This is a genomic window from Streptomyces sp. NPDC033845 (genome assembly GCF_055576225.1).
This window is the reverse complement of the sequence record NZ_JBVIRI010000030.1, coordinates 13,411-29,718: the sequence shown is the minus strand read 5'-3', so window position 1 is coordinate 29,718 and position 16,308 is coordinate 13,411. Positions and strand designations below refer to the sequence as shown.

At 70.1% G+C, this 16,308-nt stretch carries 15 protein-coding genes; 6 read left to right on the top strand and 9 right to left on the bottom strand.

The annotated features are described in order from the left end of the window. Positions 1 to 67: 67 nt before the first annotated feature. A complete protein-coding gene (locus tag ACZ50K_RS34575) occupies positions 68 to 838 on the bottom strand; it encodes a hypothetical protein (protein ID WP_468910780.1) in 771 nt (256 codons plus the stop codon). A gap of 371 nt (positions 839 to 1,209) precedes the next feature. Here ACZ50K_RS34575 and ACZ50K_RS34570 point away from each other — a divergent pair, with 371 nt between their 5' ends. Further along, positions 1,210 to 1,401 carry a hypothetical protein gene (locus ACZ50K_RS34570; RefSeq protein ID WP_468910777.1) on the top strand — a complete coding sequence of 64 codons (192 nt, stop codon included), beginning with the start codon at positions 1,210 to 1,212 and terminating at the stop codon, positions 1,399 to 1,401. 227 nt (positions 1,402 to 1,628) lie between these two features. Here ACZ50K_RS34570 and ACZ50K_RS34565 read toward each other — a convergent pair whose 3' ends face one another. Next, positions 1,629 to 3,896 (bottom strand): hypothetical protein, encoded by a 2,268-nt coding sequence (locus tag ACZ50K_RS34565; RefSeq protein WP_468910774.1) that lies wholly within the window; start codon positions 3,894 to 3,896, stop codon positions 1,629 to 1,631. A gap of 264 nt (positions 3,897 to 4,160) precedes the next feature. On the opposite strand from ACZ50K_RS34565, the gene ACZ50K_RS34560 reads away from it, so the two are divergent. Both ACZ50K_RS34560 and ACZ50K_RS34555 read left to right on the top strand, forming a co-directional pair. Then, complete coding sequence (locus ACZ50K_RS34560; RefSeq protein ID WP_468910771.1) at positions 4,161 to 4,853, top strand: hypothetical protein; 693 nt, start codon at positions 4,161 to 4,163, stop codon at positions 4,851 to 4,853. 24 nt (positions 4,854 to 4,877) lie between these two features. Next, on the top strand, positions 4,878 to 5,963 hold the full coding sequence (locus ACZ50K_RS34555) for an XRE family transcriptional regulator (RefSeq protein ID WP_468910769.1): 1,086 nt from the start codon (positions 4,878 to 4,880) through the stop codon (positions 5,961 to 5,963). Between the two features lie 140 nt (positions 5,964 to 6,103). Here the strand turns inward: ACZ50K_RS34555 and ACZ50K_RS34550 are convergent, their stop codons facing one another. From ACZ50K_RS34550 to ACZ50K_RS34540, 3 genes are read right to left on the bottom strand one after another with little or no spacing between them, the layout of a single operon-like run. Next, positions 6,104 to 6,325, bottom strand: a complete 222-nt coding sequence (locus tag ACZ50K_RS34550) for a hypothetical protein (RefSeq protein WP_468910766.1) — start codon at positions 6,323 to 6,325, stop codon at positions 6,104 to 6,106. 23 nt (positions 6,326 to 6,348) lie between these two features. After that, positions 6,349 to 6,681 (bottom strand): DUF6233 domain-containing protein, encoded by a 333-nt coding sequence (locus ACZ50K_RS34545; RefSeq protein ID WP_468910764.1) that lies wholly within the window; start codon positions 6,679 to 6,681, stop codon positions 6,349 to 6,351. 5 nt (positions 6,682 to 6,686) lie between these two features. Then, the gene (locus ACZ50K_RS34540; RefSeq protein ID WP_468910762.1) at positions 6,687 to 6,869 is read right to left on the bottom strand and encodes a hypothetical protein; all 183 of its coding nucleotides are present in this window, start codon (positions 6,867 to 6,869) and stop codon (positions 6,687 to 6,689) included. 174 nt (positions 6,870 to 7,043) lie between these two features. Here ACZ50K_RS34540 and ku point away from each other — a divergent pair, with 174 nt between their 5' ends. From ku to ACZ50K_RS34525, 3 genes are all read left to right on the top strand, one after another. Continuing rightward, positions 7,044 to 7,937 (top strand): non-homologous end joining protein Ku, encoded by an 894-nt coding sequence (gene ku, locus ACZ50K_RS34535; protein ID WP_468910759.1) that lies wholly within the window; start codon positions 7,044 to 7,046, stop codon positions 7,935 to 7,937. A 381-nt stretch (positions 7,938 to 8,318) separates the two neighbouring features. Then, complete coding sequence (locus tag ACZ50K_RS34530; protein ID WP_468910757.1) at positions 8,319 to 9,071, top strand: hypothetical protein; 753 nt, start codon at positions 8,319 to 8,321, stop codon at positions 9,069 to 9,071. 102 nt (positions 9,072 to 9,173) lie between these two features. After that, positions 9,174 to 9,404, top strand: coding sequence for a hypothetical protein (locus ACZ50K_RS34525; protein WP_468910754.1), 231 nt, complete (start codon positions 9,174 to 9,176; stop codon positions 9,402 to 9,404). Between the two features lie 1,995 nt (positions 9,405 to 11,399). Here the strand turns inward: ACZ50K_RS34525 and ACZ50K_RS34520 are convergent. From ACZ50K_RS34520 to ACZ50K_RS34505, 4 genes are read right to left on the bottom strand one after another with little or no spacing between them, the layout of a single operon-like run. Next, the gene (locus ACZ50K_RS34520) at positions 11,400 to 12,308 is read right to left on the bottom strand and encodes a hypothetical protein (RefSeq protein ID WP_468910753.1); all 909 of its coding nucleotides are present in this window, start codon (positions 12,306 to 12,308) and stop codon (positions 11,400 to 11,402) included. A 4-nt stretch (positions 12,309 to 12,312) separates the two neighbouring features. Next, entirely contained in the window at positions 12,313 to 13,473 is a 1,161-nt protein-coding gene (locus ACZ50K_RS34515; RefSeq protein ID WP_468910751.1) for a peptidase M23, read from the bottom strand. Positions 13,474 to 13,479: 6 nt separating this feature from the next. Beyond that, a complete protein-coding gene (locus ACZ50K_RS34510) occupies positions 13,480 to 14,265 on the bottom strand; it encodes a hypothetical protein (RefSeq protein ID WP_468910748.1) in 786 nt (261 codons plus the stop codon). Further along, positions 14,252 to 16,306, bottom strand: a complete 2,055-nt coding sequence (locus ACZ50K_RS34505; RefSeq protein WP_468910746.1) for a hypothetical protein — start codon at positions 16,304 to 16,306, stop codon at positions 14,252 to 14,254. The genes ACZ50K_RS34510 and ACZ50K_RS34505 overlap by 14 nt, the downstream gene beginning before the upstream one ends. Positions 16,307 to 16,308 lie beyond the last annotated feature (2 nt).

Below are 16,308 nucleotides of genomic sequence, written 5' to 3'. Positions count from 1 at the left end.
GGTAACCGGCTCGGCCCGGCCTCCGTCGCATCGCCCTGCCCGGCCTGGGCAGTGGGCCCGGCGGGGTTCACCGGGAGCCCCCGGCGGCAGGCAGGGTCTCGGCCAGGATCGCCCGGCGCTTGTCCGTCACCCGGTCCAGATCCTCGCGGAGCTGCCGGGCGGTGCCGTCCGGGTCCGTGTCCACCTCGATGGTGGGGTGTCCGGCCGCCGCGATCTGCGCGCGGGCCGGCTGGAGCTGTACCGAGTACCAGTCGAGCTGGGGCGCGACGGGGCCGGCCGCGGCCGCCCACGTGTCGATGGCCTCCCGGGCCTCGTGCACCGCGACGGCGTAGGCGTGGTGGGCGGCCAGCCATTCCCGCGCGGTCTTCAAGGCCTCCCAGCGCACTTCCACCAGATGCAGGGCGCGGTCCCGGTCGAACCGTGCCGCCTCCTCCGCCGGCTGCACGGCTCGGATCCGGTTGTACTCGCGGACGGCGGCCTGGACGAAGAACAGCCGCATGCCCTCGTCCTTGGCGCTGGGCTGGTCGGGGTTCGCGGCTGCCCAGCTGCGCAGTCCGGCGTGGAAGGCGGCCTCGTCGGCGTCCTCGTCCAGTCCGGTCATGCCCTCGATGGAGATGGGAGCGGCCACAGCGGTCTCCTTCGGTCGACGGTCCTCGGGGTCGATGCCCCGGGCCCGGAGGTCTGCGTAGATGGTCGGGCGGGTGGTCCTGGCGGCCTCGGCCAGGACGGCGACGGTGGTCTCACCGGCCTGCCAGGCTGCGGCGACCAGCTCGGCCCGGCGTCCGGGGGTGGACCAGTCACGGAGGGCGGCCAGCGCGGCATCTCGTCTCGTACTCACCCAACTACCGTCGCGTAAAGTTAATTTACATGGCAAGTCATTTGACAGGCGTGGCCGCATTGCGCCGTTGGGTGACCGTAAAGTCGCGAACAGCCGTGCCAGTACGGGTAATTGAGGGCAAGCCCTTGACATGGCCGTGGTAATATGAATGTGATACCTCGCCGACAGCTGAGGTTGGGCAAACTTCCCTGTAGATCCGAGGCACCCGCGCATGTCCGCGACGGGGCGAAGACAGCAGGCAGCCAACGCCTACGAGTGCCGAGTCGGCCGCGCTCGTTTCGATCGCACCTGTTGTCATGTCAACGGGGGTGGTCGGGCTCGGCTGCCTCCGGCAACGGTCTCGTCACCCCCAAATCCGTAGGGGTGGAACCTTGCCTTTCAGAGTCCTCGGCGTCCTCATCGTCCTGCTGCTCGCCACCGTCGCGGCCCTCGTCTCCGGCCTGTCCGTCTTCGCCCTGGGGTCCGACGTCCTGCCCGCGGTAGAGACCGGCGGCACCGCATTCATACTGGTCGCGACGCTCGGAATGATCGTCCTGGCGTACCTGGTACCTGCCATTTCATAGGGAAGCAAGGCTGTGCCGCCCGCCGGCACAGCCCCGCCTTGGGCACCCTGCCTTCCTCTTCTGGGAACCGCCCAGGCCCCCGACCAGTCCGGTCGGGGGCCTGGGCGGTTGCTGACGGCCGCCGCCTCCGGCTCGCCCTCCACGAGCGTGTGGCAGCTGACCCGGTGTGCCTGAGCCCGGACCGCAGGCGCCCGTAGCGAGCCGCTTGGGGCCGCACCCTTGGCCTGTCACGCCGAGGGTTGCCTCCTGCCACGGCCTGGCCCCTCTCGCCGCCGTTCTTCGCGTGCTTCCTTCAGGCCGGGGCGGAGGTCGGGCTCGTGCAGGACGAGGAGTTCGAGCCCGGCATCCGCGCACAGCTTCGCGGCGGTCTCTACGAGGTCGTCGGGGATGAGGTCGGTCGCGGCCATGATGTGGACGTCCGCCTCCAAGCGTCGGCTGAGGGCGATGTCCCGTTCGATCTGCCCGTCTTTGGCGAACTCGTTCGCGCTGACTTTGGCCTCGCCGGCCACCACCTTGCCGCAGTGGATGCCGAAGATGTCGACCTCGTTCGTCTCGCCGCCCTCGAAGACGAGATCGACGCCCGGCAGCAGGTGGGCGGCATGGTCCTGCTGCTGCAGGGCGGCAACGACCAGGAGGTGGGTGAGCACACCGTGGTCGACGGCCCGGTCGATGAATCCGTTCAGCCGGTAGACCACCTCGACGGCTTTGCCGTTCTCCCGCCCGTACAACGCCGGTGCCGAGCAGGCGGGGCAGATCGCGAGGCCCTGAGTGGACTGCAAGGGGATGAAGCTGTGCAGCCTGCACTGCTCGCAGTCCAGGCTGAGACCCCGCTCGGCCCAACCCTGCCCGCAGGCCGTCTCCAGCGCGGTTGTGACCTCCTTCGCGCGCCATCCGTTGACCGCGTTGGTCGGGGAGCGGAACTTCCGGTCCATGCGCCCGCCGAACTCCCGGGCGAGTTCTCTGGCGTCCTCCAGCGAGATGCGGCCCGGGATCCGGTCGTCCAAGGCCTTGATGAAGTGCTGCGTGCGCTCTGTCTTGAGCGCGGTGAGCGATTCCACCACCAGCAGTCCCCGCAGTGCGCTGATGTCGGCCTGCGCGGCGATGGTGGCGCCGATCTTTCCGGGTGTCGACAGCTCGAATTCCTTGGTGACGCTCTTCAGGAGCTCGGGCACGACCTCGGCAGGCTTGGGGATGGACAAGGTCAGCCGCGGCCAGTCCGGACGAGGAAGGGAGACAGGGATCTGGAGAGAATCCCCGTGCCAGGTGGCCTTCACACGCTCTGTTCTTGTGACCATTCTGGCGACAACCGGGCGCCGGGGCAGCGCCGCGAAGGGCTTGCCGGTCAGGTGGAGGAGAAAGGAGGCTGGACGCTGCAGCGTCACTGGAACGTCCAGGTCGATGCGGCTCCGGCCGGTGAACTGGTGGAACCCGGTCTGGCGCATCGCCCCCCATCTCCGGGGGAACAGCATCCGCGGTGCGATGTCGAGGTTGACCCCGTAAGTCATGGGCCTGTCCGGCTGATTGGGCGGCATCCCCTCGACCGGATGCGGTTTCAGCCCAGCCAGACGTGCCGCGTCGTGCAGATCGGCCTCCGGGACTGACCTGCTGAACAGCACCACATCCGGAATGGTCGGAAGGGATGAGGGCCGGATGGGCCGGATATCGCTGGCGAACGTGGTCCAGTTCTTCGGTGCCTCGTCGGGGAGCAGCATCATGGCCGTGGTGACGTAGGCGTGAGCACGGGTGGCGCGGACGTTCCAGAACCACAGGCAGTCAGGCAGCGAGTCCGGCCTGGCGATCATCACCAGCTTGGTCGTTGTGGGTTTCGCAAAGCTGTCTCGGCTGAAGGTGGCCTTGTGCTCGAAGAAGCGGGTCATGCCCTGTTGCAGCACGGTGGCGCCGGAGTTCTGGGCGCTGCCCAGCAGCGGCGACTGCATGGGCAGGAGGGGGCCGTCGTTGCTGGTGGGGTCTTGCGGTTCGAAGACGCCCGCCGCGGTGATCTCCCACAGCGGCCCGTTAGGGTCGGCACGGAAGCAGGGATCCCTTGACGCGCCGACCAGGCTGGTCGATGCGCTCTCCGGTCGGCTCGTATGCGTCCAGATCGGGTAGACGCTGTCCGACACGAGCGGCAGGCCCCAGGAACGCGCGAGCCGAGCGGCCAGCGCCGGATCGGCGTCCACGTTCATCACGGCCTGGACGGACGCTGTGCTGACCAGTGCGGCCGGGTAGTCGCTGGCCTCGGCGGACTCCGCCTCGATGATGGGCTCGGTCATGCCACCCCACCGGTGGGAGGCGGAGTGGACGGCCGACCGGAACCCCTGCGTGCTGCCTTCCGCGATGAGGTAGACCACCCTGGAGGGCAGCATGGCGACGTTGACCAGTTGATGCCCGACATATTCCTGTTGTGCCATCGGCCCACTCAACCAGAGCCCGCAGATGCCGTACAGGAAACGGCCGAGATGGAGAACGGCGTCGGGGGAGACGCGCAGATGCACCAGGGATGGGGCGCGGCCGGGGGCCCGGGCAGTGCCAGCCGGCTGACCAATCCCGACGGCACGCGGCTCCAGAGGCGCCTCCCGGAGCGTGGTGGCGCTCTAGGAGGCGGGGGGCGATCCCCGAATAGCGCTTCAGACCCGATGAGGACGTGCGGAGGAGCCCGCAGCTGACAAATTCGAACACATGTGCAATGATCGCGAAGGTTTCAAAAATCGGACCTCGTGTGAGGTAGGTTTTGTGAAACCAAGTCAGGGAGGGTGTCTATGGCCGCCATTGAGGCCTTACAGCTCGACGCACGTCTCGCACAGCTGGGGGTGAACCTGAGCCTCTTCACGGAGGTGCTGGATGAAGCAACGAGTCAGGCCAAGATGTGCACTGAGCTCGATGCCCCGTCCATGCCCGGCATCACCTTCTGGAGCAGGGCGAACCGCTCCCTCGCGGAGCGCCTGATGAGCCGCAAGTACCTGACGGAGAACCTCCGGTTCCAGGACGGCGAGTTGCCGCCCTGGAAGTACACGCGCCGTGACAGCATCCTCCGGGTCGTGCACCCGTCCGGCACCCACGCGATCACCGCCATCAGCGGTTCCGGGGGTATCGGAGACCTCGACCGGCCCGTCAGGTCGAAGAACCCCAAGGGCCGGGCGATGGCGCACATCGTCGAGAACAATGCCAAGTTCGAGGCGCGCACCGGCCAGGGGATGCTGGTCTCACGGGATGATGTCGAATTCGGCGGCGAGCTGGACGAAATCCCGCTGTGGTTCCTCCTGTACGGCCGGACCGCGGCCGGCCTGGCGGCTGAGCTTTCGCGCCCGGTCAAGATGAAGGGGCAGTTCGTGAACGAGTGGAGCGAGCGCATCCCGCTCCTCACGCTCCCAGACCCCGGCATCAACATCGACATCCTCGATGCGCCGGATGATGGAGACGGCGTACACATCCCCGTGCAATTCACTGGGTAAATATCGGAACGGGAGACGAGGAAAGTGTTCACCCCTGAAAGGCTTGTTCTTGCGCGCAAGAGAAGGCGTATGACGCTTGCTGCGCTGTCTCGTGAGTCTGGGTTCTCATCTCAGAGCATCACAGCCTTCGAGAACGCCAGAAGGGTTCCTTCGGAGGAGACGCTTTCCTCGCTTGCCCGCAGCCTCGGCTTCCCTATCGAATTCTTTCACGCTGACCCCGCACCTGAAATGGCTGTAGGGGCAGTTAGTTTTCGAGCCCCCACCAAGATGACTGCCGTTGAGCGCGACAGCGCGCTCAGCTGCGGAGCAATTGCAGCCACATTGAATAATTGGCTAGAAAATCATTTCACTCTGCCCCCGCCCGATGTTCCAACTTACAGTGGGATGGAGCCAGAGGCCGCGGCTGACCAGGTCCGCGCGGACTGGGGGCTCGGAGAGGCGCCCGCTCCGAATGTCGTCCACCTGCTGGAGTCTCACGGAGTACGGATCTTCTCCCTGGCCCCAGACTGCCTCGACATCGACGCGTTCTCCACGATCAAGCACAGAGTGCCCTACGTCCTCCTGAATACCCGGAAAACAGGGGAGCGCGGCCGCTTCGATGCCGCTCACGAGCTCGGCCATCTAGTCCTGCACAGCGGTCCGGAGATCCCTTCGGGCCCAGCGGCAGAGTCTGCGGCTGATGCCTTTGCGTCAGCCTTTCTCATGCCGAGAGCTGGGATTCTTGCGCAACAGCTTGACCAGCCCAGCGTAGAACGTATTCTGAGTGCCAAGCGCCGCTGGGGAGTATCGGCAATGGCTCTCGCCTACCGGCTGCGTACTCTAGGGCAACTGTCCGAATGGAAATACCATCAGACGGCTAAGCAGCTGTCGCAGCTGGGATATCGCCGCGGAGAACCAGGATCTACTGTCGTCAGGGAGAACAGTCAGGTCCTGACCAAGGTATTCGAAGCTCTCAGGGCAGCCCAGATGACCCATTTTGACGTAGCCAAAGCCATGAATATCTTCCCGGAAGAACTTAACGATTTCGTTTTCGGTCTGGCCCCAATCGGATTCGATGGCGGGAAAATCCAGACGGCCCCTGTCAGGCCCGCACTGCAATTGGTGAAGTAGCCATTTTTCCGCCCGGCCGCCCGGCCGCCCGGCCGCCCGGCCGCCCGGCCGCCCGGCCGCCCGGGCGGTCCCAAGGCGAGGCCTTCCCGGTGAGTCCCTGGGGTGGACTCGCCAGTCACCGGCGAGTTCGCCAGGTTGGGTCAGCCAGCGCCGGGCGTCCAGTCGGCGGGCCCGCCGCCGCGCCATTCGATCAGTGCCCGGTCGTTGAGGCTGACGTTGTCGGGGTCGAGGCCGGCCCGGCGCAGGAACTCCAGAAGATCACCAGGGTTCCGGGCGCGGCCGAGGGCTTCGCCGCCGACGCGGACCCGGCGGCCGCCGTCGGCGTCGGGTGGGTAGACGATCACGGGCGGGTGGCCGGTCATCCCTCCACCGTGCCGGGACGGGTTCACTCCAGCATCCCGAGGGCGGTGTCGGGCCGGCAGTGGATGCAGCTGGTGACGCCCTGGGCGAGGAGCGTGCGAACCTGCTGGGCGTTCGCGGGGGTGCAGCGGTGGCCGGTGTCCCAGCAGTCCCCGCAGTGGACCCGGACGGCGGGCTTTCCCTGGGCGATGCCCCGCTCCACCAGCCACTCGGGCGGCTCCGGCGGCGGCCGCCTGCGGGACTCCTCCTCGACCTGCCGCTCCGCGGCCGCCAGGGCCTGTTCGACGCGGTGCAGCTCCCCGCGGAGGTAGGTGGCGAGGACCTGGAGCCGGGGCCCGTCCGGGGGCAGTACGGACACGTCGGTCAGTCCCCGGACTCCTGGAGCAGACGGCGGCACGCCGCGCACAGCGGGGAGCCCCCGACCCCGTAACGGCGGGTGGGCTGGTGGCAGCGACAGCACGGGCCGGTCTGGGACGGAGCCCAGGCGGCGACCTCCCGCCAGGAGGCGGTGGTGGGGGCGGGGATTGGTGTGGTAGGGGAGGTCATGGGACTGCTCCTCGGTGCGGGGACACCTCCAGTAGATCAGGTGTTCGATTAATTCGGGAAGTGGAACACGGCCCTCACGAGGTGCCGGGTGCAGTGGTCGGGGCTGCGGTCGGGAGTCGGATCCGGGCCCGGGGTGCGAGGCTGGGAGGGGGGCTCGCCGCAGGAGGTTCTCGGATGCGCCCTGTCTGGTCTGGTGCGATCTCGTTCGGCCTGGTCACCATTTTGATCAAGGTCTATCCGGCCACGGAGTCGCACTCGGTGTCCTTCCGGCAGGTCCACCTCACGGATGGGGGCCGGATCCGATACCGCAAGGTGTGTGAGCTTGACGGCCAGGAACTGGCCCCCGACGAGATCGGCCGCGGCTACGAGACCACGACCGGCACCCTGCTCCCGGTGACCGACCAGGACCTGGACGGGCTCCCGCTGCCGACGGCGAAGGCGATCGAGCTGGTGGGGTTCGTGCCGGCGGCGAGCATCGACCCCATCCAGATCGGCGCCTCCTATTACCTGGCCGCCGAAGGCGTCGCCGCCAAGCCCTACGAACTCCTGCGCCAGGCCCTGGAGCGCAGCAGCAGGGTGGCGGTGGCGAAGTTCGCGATGCGCGACCGCGAGCGCTTGGGCCTCCTCCGCGTCAAGGACCGCGTGATCATGCTGCACTCGCTTCGCTGGCCGGACGAGATCCGATCACCGGAGCAGGTCCCCGTCCCGGAGGTGGAGGTCACCGACGCTGAGGTCGATGCCGCCGTCGCCCTCGCCGAATCCCTCACCGGCACCGACCTCGGCAGCCTGCGCGACGAGTACCGGGCCGCTCTGGAAGCAGTCATCGAGACCAAGCAGGCAGGGGATAGGCCGCGCCCGGCCGGTCCGGCGGAAGCGCCGTCGGCGGAGGTCGTGGACCTGATGGCGATGTTGGAGAAGTCCGTCAAGGATGCGAAGGCCGGCCGGGGCGAGGATGTCACCGTCCACCCCCTGCCCGATGCAGCCTCGGCGAACAAGCCCCGCAAGGCCGCCGCCGGGAAGACCGCAGCGAAGAAGACCGCGCCCCGGCGCAAGCCCCGTAGCGCCTGACGGGCGGGGCCCGCGGGTGCCTGGCCCCGGGGTGGACCGGCCAGAGCGCCCCCTGGCGCCCTGGAGAGGGGTCGGCAGGGCGGGCTGCGGCCTCGTCGGTCCGGGATGCCCGCCCTGCCCGCCGGGCCGTGCCCGGAGGCTGGCCCTGTTGCGGGTGGGTCCGGCCTGCGCTTCCGCTGCGGTTCATCCCCGCCCGGGTGCGTGTGGGGTCGGCGGGGGTGCAGGACGGGGCGCGTAGGGGGAGAGGTGCCGGAAGCCTGCTGTCGTGGGCTGTGCGGTCCACCGGCGGCTGACGTGACGGATGCATCCGACGTCTGCTTCATGAGACGTTGCGTCAGATGCAGTTGACGGATCGTCGTCTAGATCTGTAATGTCGGTGACATGACCTCACGTGAGCCGGCTGCGGCGATGACGCGGATTCCCCGTGGTGAGCTGGTCGCCACGGCGAGCAGGCTCGCCGAGATCACCGAGCGGATCCAGCGGCACTCGGTGATCGCCGAGCGTGTCCGCGGTACTCCGTGGGAGCTGATCGGGCAGTCACACGGCGGCCTCACGAGGGCGGCGGCCCACAGCCGGTACGGGCAGGTCGTCAAGGAGTGGCAGGGGCTGCACCCGGGCACCCCGGTCGAGCAGTTCGTCCTGGTGGAGGAGCAGCTCCGCGATCTGTACAAGGAGCTCGGCGATCTCGTTGACGGCCAGCGGGCCCTGTCGGAGCTGTCCGCTCTGGGCGACAGGGTGGTGGAGAAGACCAGGCCGCCCACCGATGCGAAGAGCCGCCACACCTCCTGGGCGGAGATCATCGAGGCGGACCCGGACAATGCTCGGCGCGTTCGCGATGCCTTGGTACACGGAAGGGATACGTCCGGCATTGACTTCGCTCTCCCGGACGGAACCCCAATCCAGGTCAAGCAGTGGCCGCCGGAGGTGAGGGCGGGCTTCATCCGGGCCTGGTGGGCGTTCGAGTCCAGGAGCCGCGACTTTCTGGCAGTCAGCCGGATCGGGCGTGGTTCCGTGCTCGCGACCAACATGCTCAGCCACGGCGTACCGGGACGCTCCCTCCACGAGCGCGTCACTGAACTGGAGGCCGTGGTCGCCGAGCTGGTGGAGGCGAGGAGGGAGAGCTCTATGTCGTAGGCCGCCGATCCTGGAGGCTTCTTGGCGGATGGCTCCAGGACCGGCGGCGCACTGCCCCGCAACGCAAGATCACGCACAGTGAACCGCAAGGAAAGGACAGCTTTGACCCAGAGTACGGCCCACTCGGCCGCCGGGGGCCATGACGGCTGGAAGGCCGCCCTGGTGGCCGCCTTCCTCCTCGGCCTGCTGGCCGGCAACTACACGCCCCCCGGGGTGCTCACCGCCCCCGTGGTCATCGACGCGGTCCGTGACGGGGTGATCCAGTGGGCGGTCGCGCTCTTCCTGGGCGCAGCCACCGCGCAGATCGTGGTCTGGATGAACCGCCGGGGCTGACCAGAGCCCCGCAGCACCAAGAGGGGGGCCAGCCGAGGCTGGCCCCCCTCGCTTCGCCCGCCCCCAACACGTGGCGGAGGGTGGCCAGCACAGCCTCCCCGGTGGCGGTGACCCAGGCGGCAGAGCGGGTGCGTTCGGCGAGGGCTTCGAGCGGTGCGGTCTGCGGACGGCACGCTTCGGGCTCCCCCGGCCCCGCCGAGCGGCAGCCCGACACCACTGGGTAAGCGCCCGCCACGGGAAGCAAGTCGATGGGCGCAGAGTCCGGTTACCTGTCCCGCAATCACCACCCTGTCCGCGCGGCCCCACCTTGAACGTGACGGTGGTGGCCGGATCCTGCGCGGTCGGCGGGCACAGACGACCCGCCGACCGCGATCGGCCTCCGCGTCCCCCGGCCGCAGCGCGTTGCGGAACTGGTCCGGCGCATCAGCGCCTTGCCGTCCATCCCGGCGGCCGGGTGCTCTCGCTGCGGACCCGTGAGGGGCTGACGTCACCGATTCGTCAGGTGGGCTGGCGGTCCCGCTCCACACCACTGCGCGCCTCCACCTTCGGGTCCTGGGCGGGGGGCCGGGCCTTCTGCAGGGGGATCGTTGCGGGCTTGGTAGGCGCTCGCGCTGGCGCATCAGGGCGAGGAGGACGTCGTTGGTGAGCGGAGTCCTCCGGCAGAAGATCTGGGCGAGCAGGATGATCCCGGGGCCACGAGCGCGACGAAGAAGGGCCTATCGCTTCGTGACTACCTGGCGCTCCTGGCCGAGACGATGCTGACTCCCGCCGAGCGCGTGGAGAGGACGCGGCCGCCCTTCTACCTCTTTCTATGCCAGAAGTGCATCAGCTCGGCCAGTGCTCGAATTACTTCGGGCTTGTGCTGAGCGGGTACGCGGCGCAGTGAGATGGTGAGCGCAACCAGGAGGGCCAGAACGATCAGGCCCACAATGTATACGAGTGTCATGGGAGTGCCCATGGCCACTGCTTCTAGTACCGCCTGCACAGCACAGTCCTCCGCATACGAATAGAGCCGTCTGCGAAGAGGAATGCCAAGGCACAGTTACCCCAACGTGACAGACGGCTGCCTGTCATGCACGCAGCGCCCGCGTCACTGCGCCCGCCTACGGCGGAACGTTGAGGTCCCTGAAGAGACCGGTACTACTACTTTGCGCGGGGCGTGACACGTCAACTATCAGCGTCACGCAAAAAGCCGAGCGAACTCCGAGACGGCCCCCTCGGGGGCGGCCCTGCGGAAAGGCCCTGCCCGATCAGCGTAGCGCAGCCAGAAGGAATACATGGGGAGTTCTGGTCATAAGCCAGAACGCAGGCGATACCCAGGACTTTCGGAGTGGTGCCGCCCCCTGTCTGGAGGCGGCTGAGTGGAAGGGGAAGTCGATGAGGGGAGCGATTTTGCGTTCCGCCATGTAGCTCTCTGACCTGCTGGTTTCCTGGGCTTGCGGGGCTTGCCCCTTCCTGTTGCACAGTGCGGTTCACGCCTCCGGACGGAGGTGTGAACCGAGCTTTTCCATAGGGAGTGAATTGACATGGACATGTCGCATCAGGGTGGGGATCCGGCCGGAGAGGAGGCGGGGCGGGAGCCTGTCCAGCGCGGTGGGGAGTCCGGGACACGCCCTGCTCGGTCTGTCGTCCGCGTGGTCGCGGGCCGGGTGGCGCGTGCGGCCGCCGGTGTAGCGGTGGAGGCGGTGGTGAGCGCGCTGGCCCCGGAGTGGTCGGAAGCGGTGCGGGTCCTGGCGGTGGTCCTGCCGGCGGTCGGACGCCTGCGCCGGGGTCGGGGCGGGCGTCCACGGACCTGACCGTGCCGGCCCGTTCGGGGGCCGTCCTAGAGAGCGGCGGCCCCGGGCGTGCAGTGCGGTGGCCGCTGAGAGCGGGGGCCGGGCCCGGGGGGAGGGAGTCGGGGCCCGGCGCCCCGGGAGCCGGGGGACGGCTCGGTGCATCGGCCTGTGCAACGGCTGGGGTGCGGAAGCGTCACGGCATCCGCTCCTGCCGTCTCACCTATCCGAGGTGTGCGGATACGTGGGTGAGGACGTCGTGGGCGCGGGTGGTTTCGCCGGTGGTTTCGAGCATGCGGGTCAGTGGGTCGGCGAGTTCGAGGGCGCCTTCGGGGTCCTCGGTTGTCAGGCGGCGCCAGGCGGCGTGGGCGTTGCGGGCGGTGCGGGTGGTGTCGTGGGCGGGATGGGCGCCGGCTTGGTGGCGGCGGAGGGCGGTGGTGGTGAGGATGTCGGTGGTCTCGTACCAGTCGGTTCCGCTGGTGAGGGTGAGGGTGGCCCGGAGGGTGAGTGCGTTGACGGTGTAGGGGTGCAGGGGGCCGTACTCGGTGTCCAGGGAGGTCTCCAGGCGGGTGGCGGCGGTGATGGCCGTGTGCAGGTCGCCGGCGGCCTGCGCGGCCCGGATCTGCTGTTCGACCGCTTGGTGAGCGAGGGGCAGGGGGGCGGTCCACAGGTCCGGGTCGTTGGGCCGCGGGGCTGCGGGTACGGCGGGCGGTGCGGTCCGGGCGCGCGGCGGGGCCGTGGTCGTGCCAGCTGTCGGCACCGGTACCGGTACCGGCACCGCTGTTGTCACCGGCGCCGGTGCGGGGACAGCTGCGGGTGCGGGTGGTGGGGCGGTGTGGTGCCGGTCGCCGTCTGCTCCTGGTGCCGGGTGGGGTTCGGTCAGGGTGATCAGATTCCCGGAGGCGTCCATGATCATGGGCCAGTTGGTGCCGTCGGGTTCCTTGGCGGTCAGCCGGACGGGCCGTCCCCGCAGGGCGGCGCGGATACGGACCTCGGCGAGGGCGGCACGGCGGACGGCGTTGAGGTCGCCTGGGGCGGTGACGGTGAGGGGTTCGCCGTCGATGCTGGCCCCGGTGGAGGTGAGGGTGATGGTGTAGACGGGGGTCGCCGGGACGGCGGCCGGTTCGATCATGGTGTCACCCGCCCTTGGGGAAGTACGGCGGGGCCCACCCGAGGTAGGTGGCGCCCCATTTGGTTTCGATGTCGGAGGCCGGGACGACGTCGATGTAGCCGGGCCGCCGGATGTCGTTGCTGGCGATCATGCCACCGCCGAGGTAGAGGGCGACGTGGCCGGCCCGCTGCCCGGTGTCCCAGTACATGAGGGCGCCGGCGGGGAGCTCGCGGCTCTTGTCGTGCTTCATGTCGGGGGGCATCTGCCGGTAGTGGTCGATGGCGTAGGGGACGCCGCTGTAACCCCAGCCGTAGGTCCGGGCGACGAAGGCCAGGCACAGCTGGTACCACTCCCGGCCGCCGGTGGCGGCCTCGTCGCGGGCCCAGGCGATGGCGTCCTGGGTGGTGCGCCGGTTCAGGACGTTGGGCGGCCAGGGTGCCTCGATGTCCCGGAAGGGGTCGCCGGGCTTGCCCGGGGGAGTGTCGGGGGTGCAGGCGCCGTCGGGGTCGGTTGAGGTGGGGGAGGGCGTGACCGGGGTGGTGCCGGGGCGGTCGAGGTCGATGCCGGCCTCGGCGGCGATGTCCCGGGCGGTGTCCTCGTGGCGGTCGTAGAGGTCGGGGTGCGCGGAGCGCTGCACGGCCTGTGCGGCGGCGCCGTAGGGCATGTCGGGCCAGCCCCGTATGTCGGTGAGTCCTGGCGGGTCGCCGTCGTCGCCGCCGAAGAAGAACATTGCCGAGGCGTAGGCGGGCTGCATGATCTGGGCGGGGGTGCCCCAGCCGGTGGAGGGCCGTTGCTGGAAGAGGCCGAGGGAGTCGGCGTCGCCGTAGTCGAGGTTGAGCAGGGTCGACTCCTGAAGTGCCGTCATCAGCGCGATCAGGGTGGCCCGTCCGGGCAGGCCGCGGCCGGCGGCGACGGCGTCGATGGCCTTGGCGTTGGCGATCTGGTCCCGGCGGAGGTTGGCCCCCGGGTACTGGGGTGTGCCCGGCCCGGAGGGCAGCTCGGTGCCCGGCCGGCCGCGGTCGCGGCAGGAGTTGGCCTCGGCCTGGCCGCCGCCGGTGATCACCACCACCACGGCGAGCACGCCGATGACGATGGCCATACCTGCGGCCAGCCATGCCGTGATCTTCAGTGTGGCCCCGCGGCCGGCGACGGCGGCGGCCGCCCGCAGAGCATCCCCCCCTTCCACGCTCCGCTATACCCCCAGGACCGCCGAGACCCGCCACCCGGACTCGGTGGAGATCACCTCGGCGGTCAGCACCGTGGTCTCGGTGTAGTCGGTGTAGCCGTCCACGGCGACGGCCGCGGTCACCTGGCGCCACACGCGCAGCGGGTTGTCCGGCGGCAGCGTCCGGCCGGCGGGCCGCACGGTCACCTGGGAGACGGTGCTGATCCCGCCGCGGCTGACGAGCTTGTCGAAGGCCGGGTCGCTGTGCTCGGTCAGGTTCTGCGTGAGCCCCAGGGTGGCCCACGGCGCGGCGCGGGCGACGGCGGCCGTGTGGTCGCCGTCGGCGGGCGGGTTGCGGGTGAGGTACTGCCGCGCCCATTCCTCCGCCACCGAGTCCGGGTCGTCGCCGCGGACCGCGGCCGTGGAGCCGGCCGTCGGGGAGGCGCTCCCGGCCGTCGGGGACGGCGGCTTGGCGTCCACGGCACCCGTCGGGGACGGCGACGGCGAGACGGAGGCGGAGGCTGGCGGCGCCGCGGTGGTGCCGCCGTCGCCGGCGGCGGCGCACCGGGTCAGCAGGCCTGCCCCGAGCAGCAGGACGACGACGGCCGCGGCGGTACCGGCGCTGACGGGCTCGCGGCGCCGTTCGGCGGCGATCCACTGAGCACCGCGCCGCCGTTCCGCGGCCCGGTGCTCACGCCGGGCCCGGCGGCGGTGTCCCCACCGCCTCTTGCCGCTCTCCTGCGGGTAGTCGTAGGTGCCGCTGAGCATCTCGCGCCACTCCTGCGGCGTGCGCTCGTCCTCATGCCGGGCCATTGCCGTCCTCCTCACCCGTACGCCGTCCGGCCGGCGGACGGCCAGGTATGGGCGGGCGCGGTGGTGGGGGCTGGGTGACGGCCCCGCGCCGCGCGCCGGGGAGCCCGCCGCGCGGTACCGGGGGCCGGTTCGGCGTGGACTTCAGCACCCGGGCCTCGATGACCTTGATGCCGGGCTGGTCCGGCGAGGGGGCGATCCGGTAGGCGGGCGCCGGCGCGGCGGCCCCGGGCTCCTGGCCGGGGCGGATCAGGGTGGCGGTCGCGGTGGCCGGTGTCCCGGAGCCGTCCTTCACCGCGGTGCCGGCGGGGGTTTCGGGAGCGGGCAGCGCCGTCCGCCGCGGCGGACGGCCGGCGGGGAGGGCCGGCCGGCGTGCGGGCAGGCGGGTGGGCTGCCCCGGCAGACGTGCCGGCAGCCGTGCAGGCGGCCGGTGACCGCCGCCGGATTCCGTACCGGCCTGTTCGGGCCGGTCGAGGGTGACCTCCAACCCCTCCCGCCCGGCGGGTTCCCTGTCGGGCTTGCGGTAGGGCACGCGGGCGGTGGGGAAGGGGGCGCCGCCCTCCGGTCCCGCCGGGGGCGTCCCGCCGCCTCCGCTCCCGCCCGAGCCTCCGGTACCGGCCTTGCCGCCGCCGGCGGGTCCCGTGTCCCCGCTGGCGGGGCGGCTCTTGCCGCGCGTCGTGGCCCCGGCCAGGCCCCGGCCGATCTGCCGGGTTGCCAGCAGCCCCAGCACCGAGCCCATGGGGGAGGAGCCGACCCCGGAGACTCCCACGATGCTCTCGATGATCTTGCGGTAGCGCAGGGCGGAGAGGGCGGTCGCGATGGACAGGCCGATCGCCACGAACCAGCCGTTCGACTCCAGCAGCGACATGGTGGCGACCTGGATGACCAGTACGCAGCCCAGGACCATGGTCACGATGAACGACTGGAGGACCATGCCGAGCAGTTGGTCGAACCACCGCAGTCCCCACTGGCGGGGCCGGCCCGGGATGACCCACAGGCAGGCGAACACCACCCCGCACACCAGGAGCATCAGCGCCCCGATCAGGGAGGCGACCGCGGAGAACGTCAGGAGCAGCACCACCGCGGCGAAGACCAGCGCGCAGAACAGCCCGATGGCCGCGACCATGAGGCGGTCGAAGGGCCGGTGCCCGTCCACCCACTGCTCCGAGTCGCCGCCCACGCTCTTGTCGTTGACCTTTTTCTGGATGTAGTCGTTCCGGTCTTTGCCGGACCGCTTGAGGACCTCCTGGCCGTGGATCTGGCAGGCCTTGCGGGACCCGAACTCGGCCAGGCACCAGGGCGCGGCGACGTAGACGCGCCAGACCGCGTCCGAGGACTTGCGCAGCATGTCGTCCCGGGCGCTGCCCGTGTACCGGGCGTTGTGGTCCATCGCGAACGGGTAGTCCTGGTTGCCCTCGCCGACGCCGGCGGAGGTGGCCTGGAAGGCGATGGAGGCGCCGAGCTGCCGTGTGGTGTCGACGCCGTCCACCCAGACCTGCGGGGTCGACAGGAGGGAGATCGACACGATGCCGGAGACGGCCACCCACGCGATCTGGGAGAGGCCTCCGGTGCCGCCGCCCTCACGGTGGCGGACGAAGGCGACGAACCCGCCGACCGCCAGCGCGGTCGGCAGCAGGGTCTGCGACAGCCCGGAGGCGGCCCCGCCGATGGTGGCGGTGAGGGCGTTCTGGAGGTCCGGGACCGAGGTGAGCTTGAAGATCCACTGGATCATGGACGCGCACAGCATCCCGATGACCACGGTGGCGGCCATGCAGATGGACGCGAGCACGTAGACGGGCCGCTTCAGGGTGTCGCCGACCGTGTACCCGTACTCCTCGTCCAGGTGCCAGGAGCGCCCGGAGAAGTCCTCGAACATCGTCCCCTGTCCGGCGGGGACCGCCGAGGGCAGGTCGGGGAACATGTCCCCGACGCCGAGCGGGGCGATCGGCTCCGCGTGGGCCTGCCCGGCCAGCACCATGACGGTGGTGAACGCGAACACGGCCGGGATGAGGATGGTGCGCGCCCGGGGCAGCGAGATGGCCATGC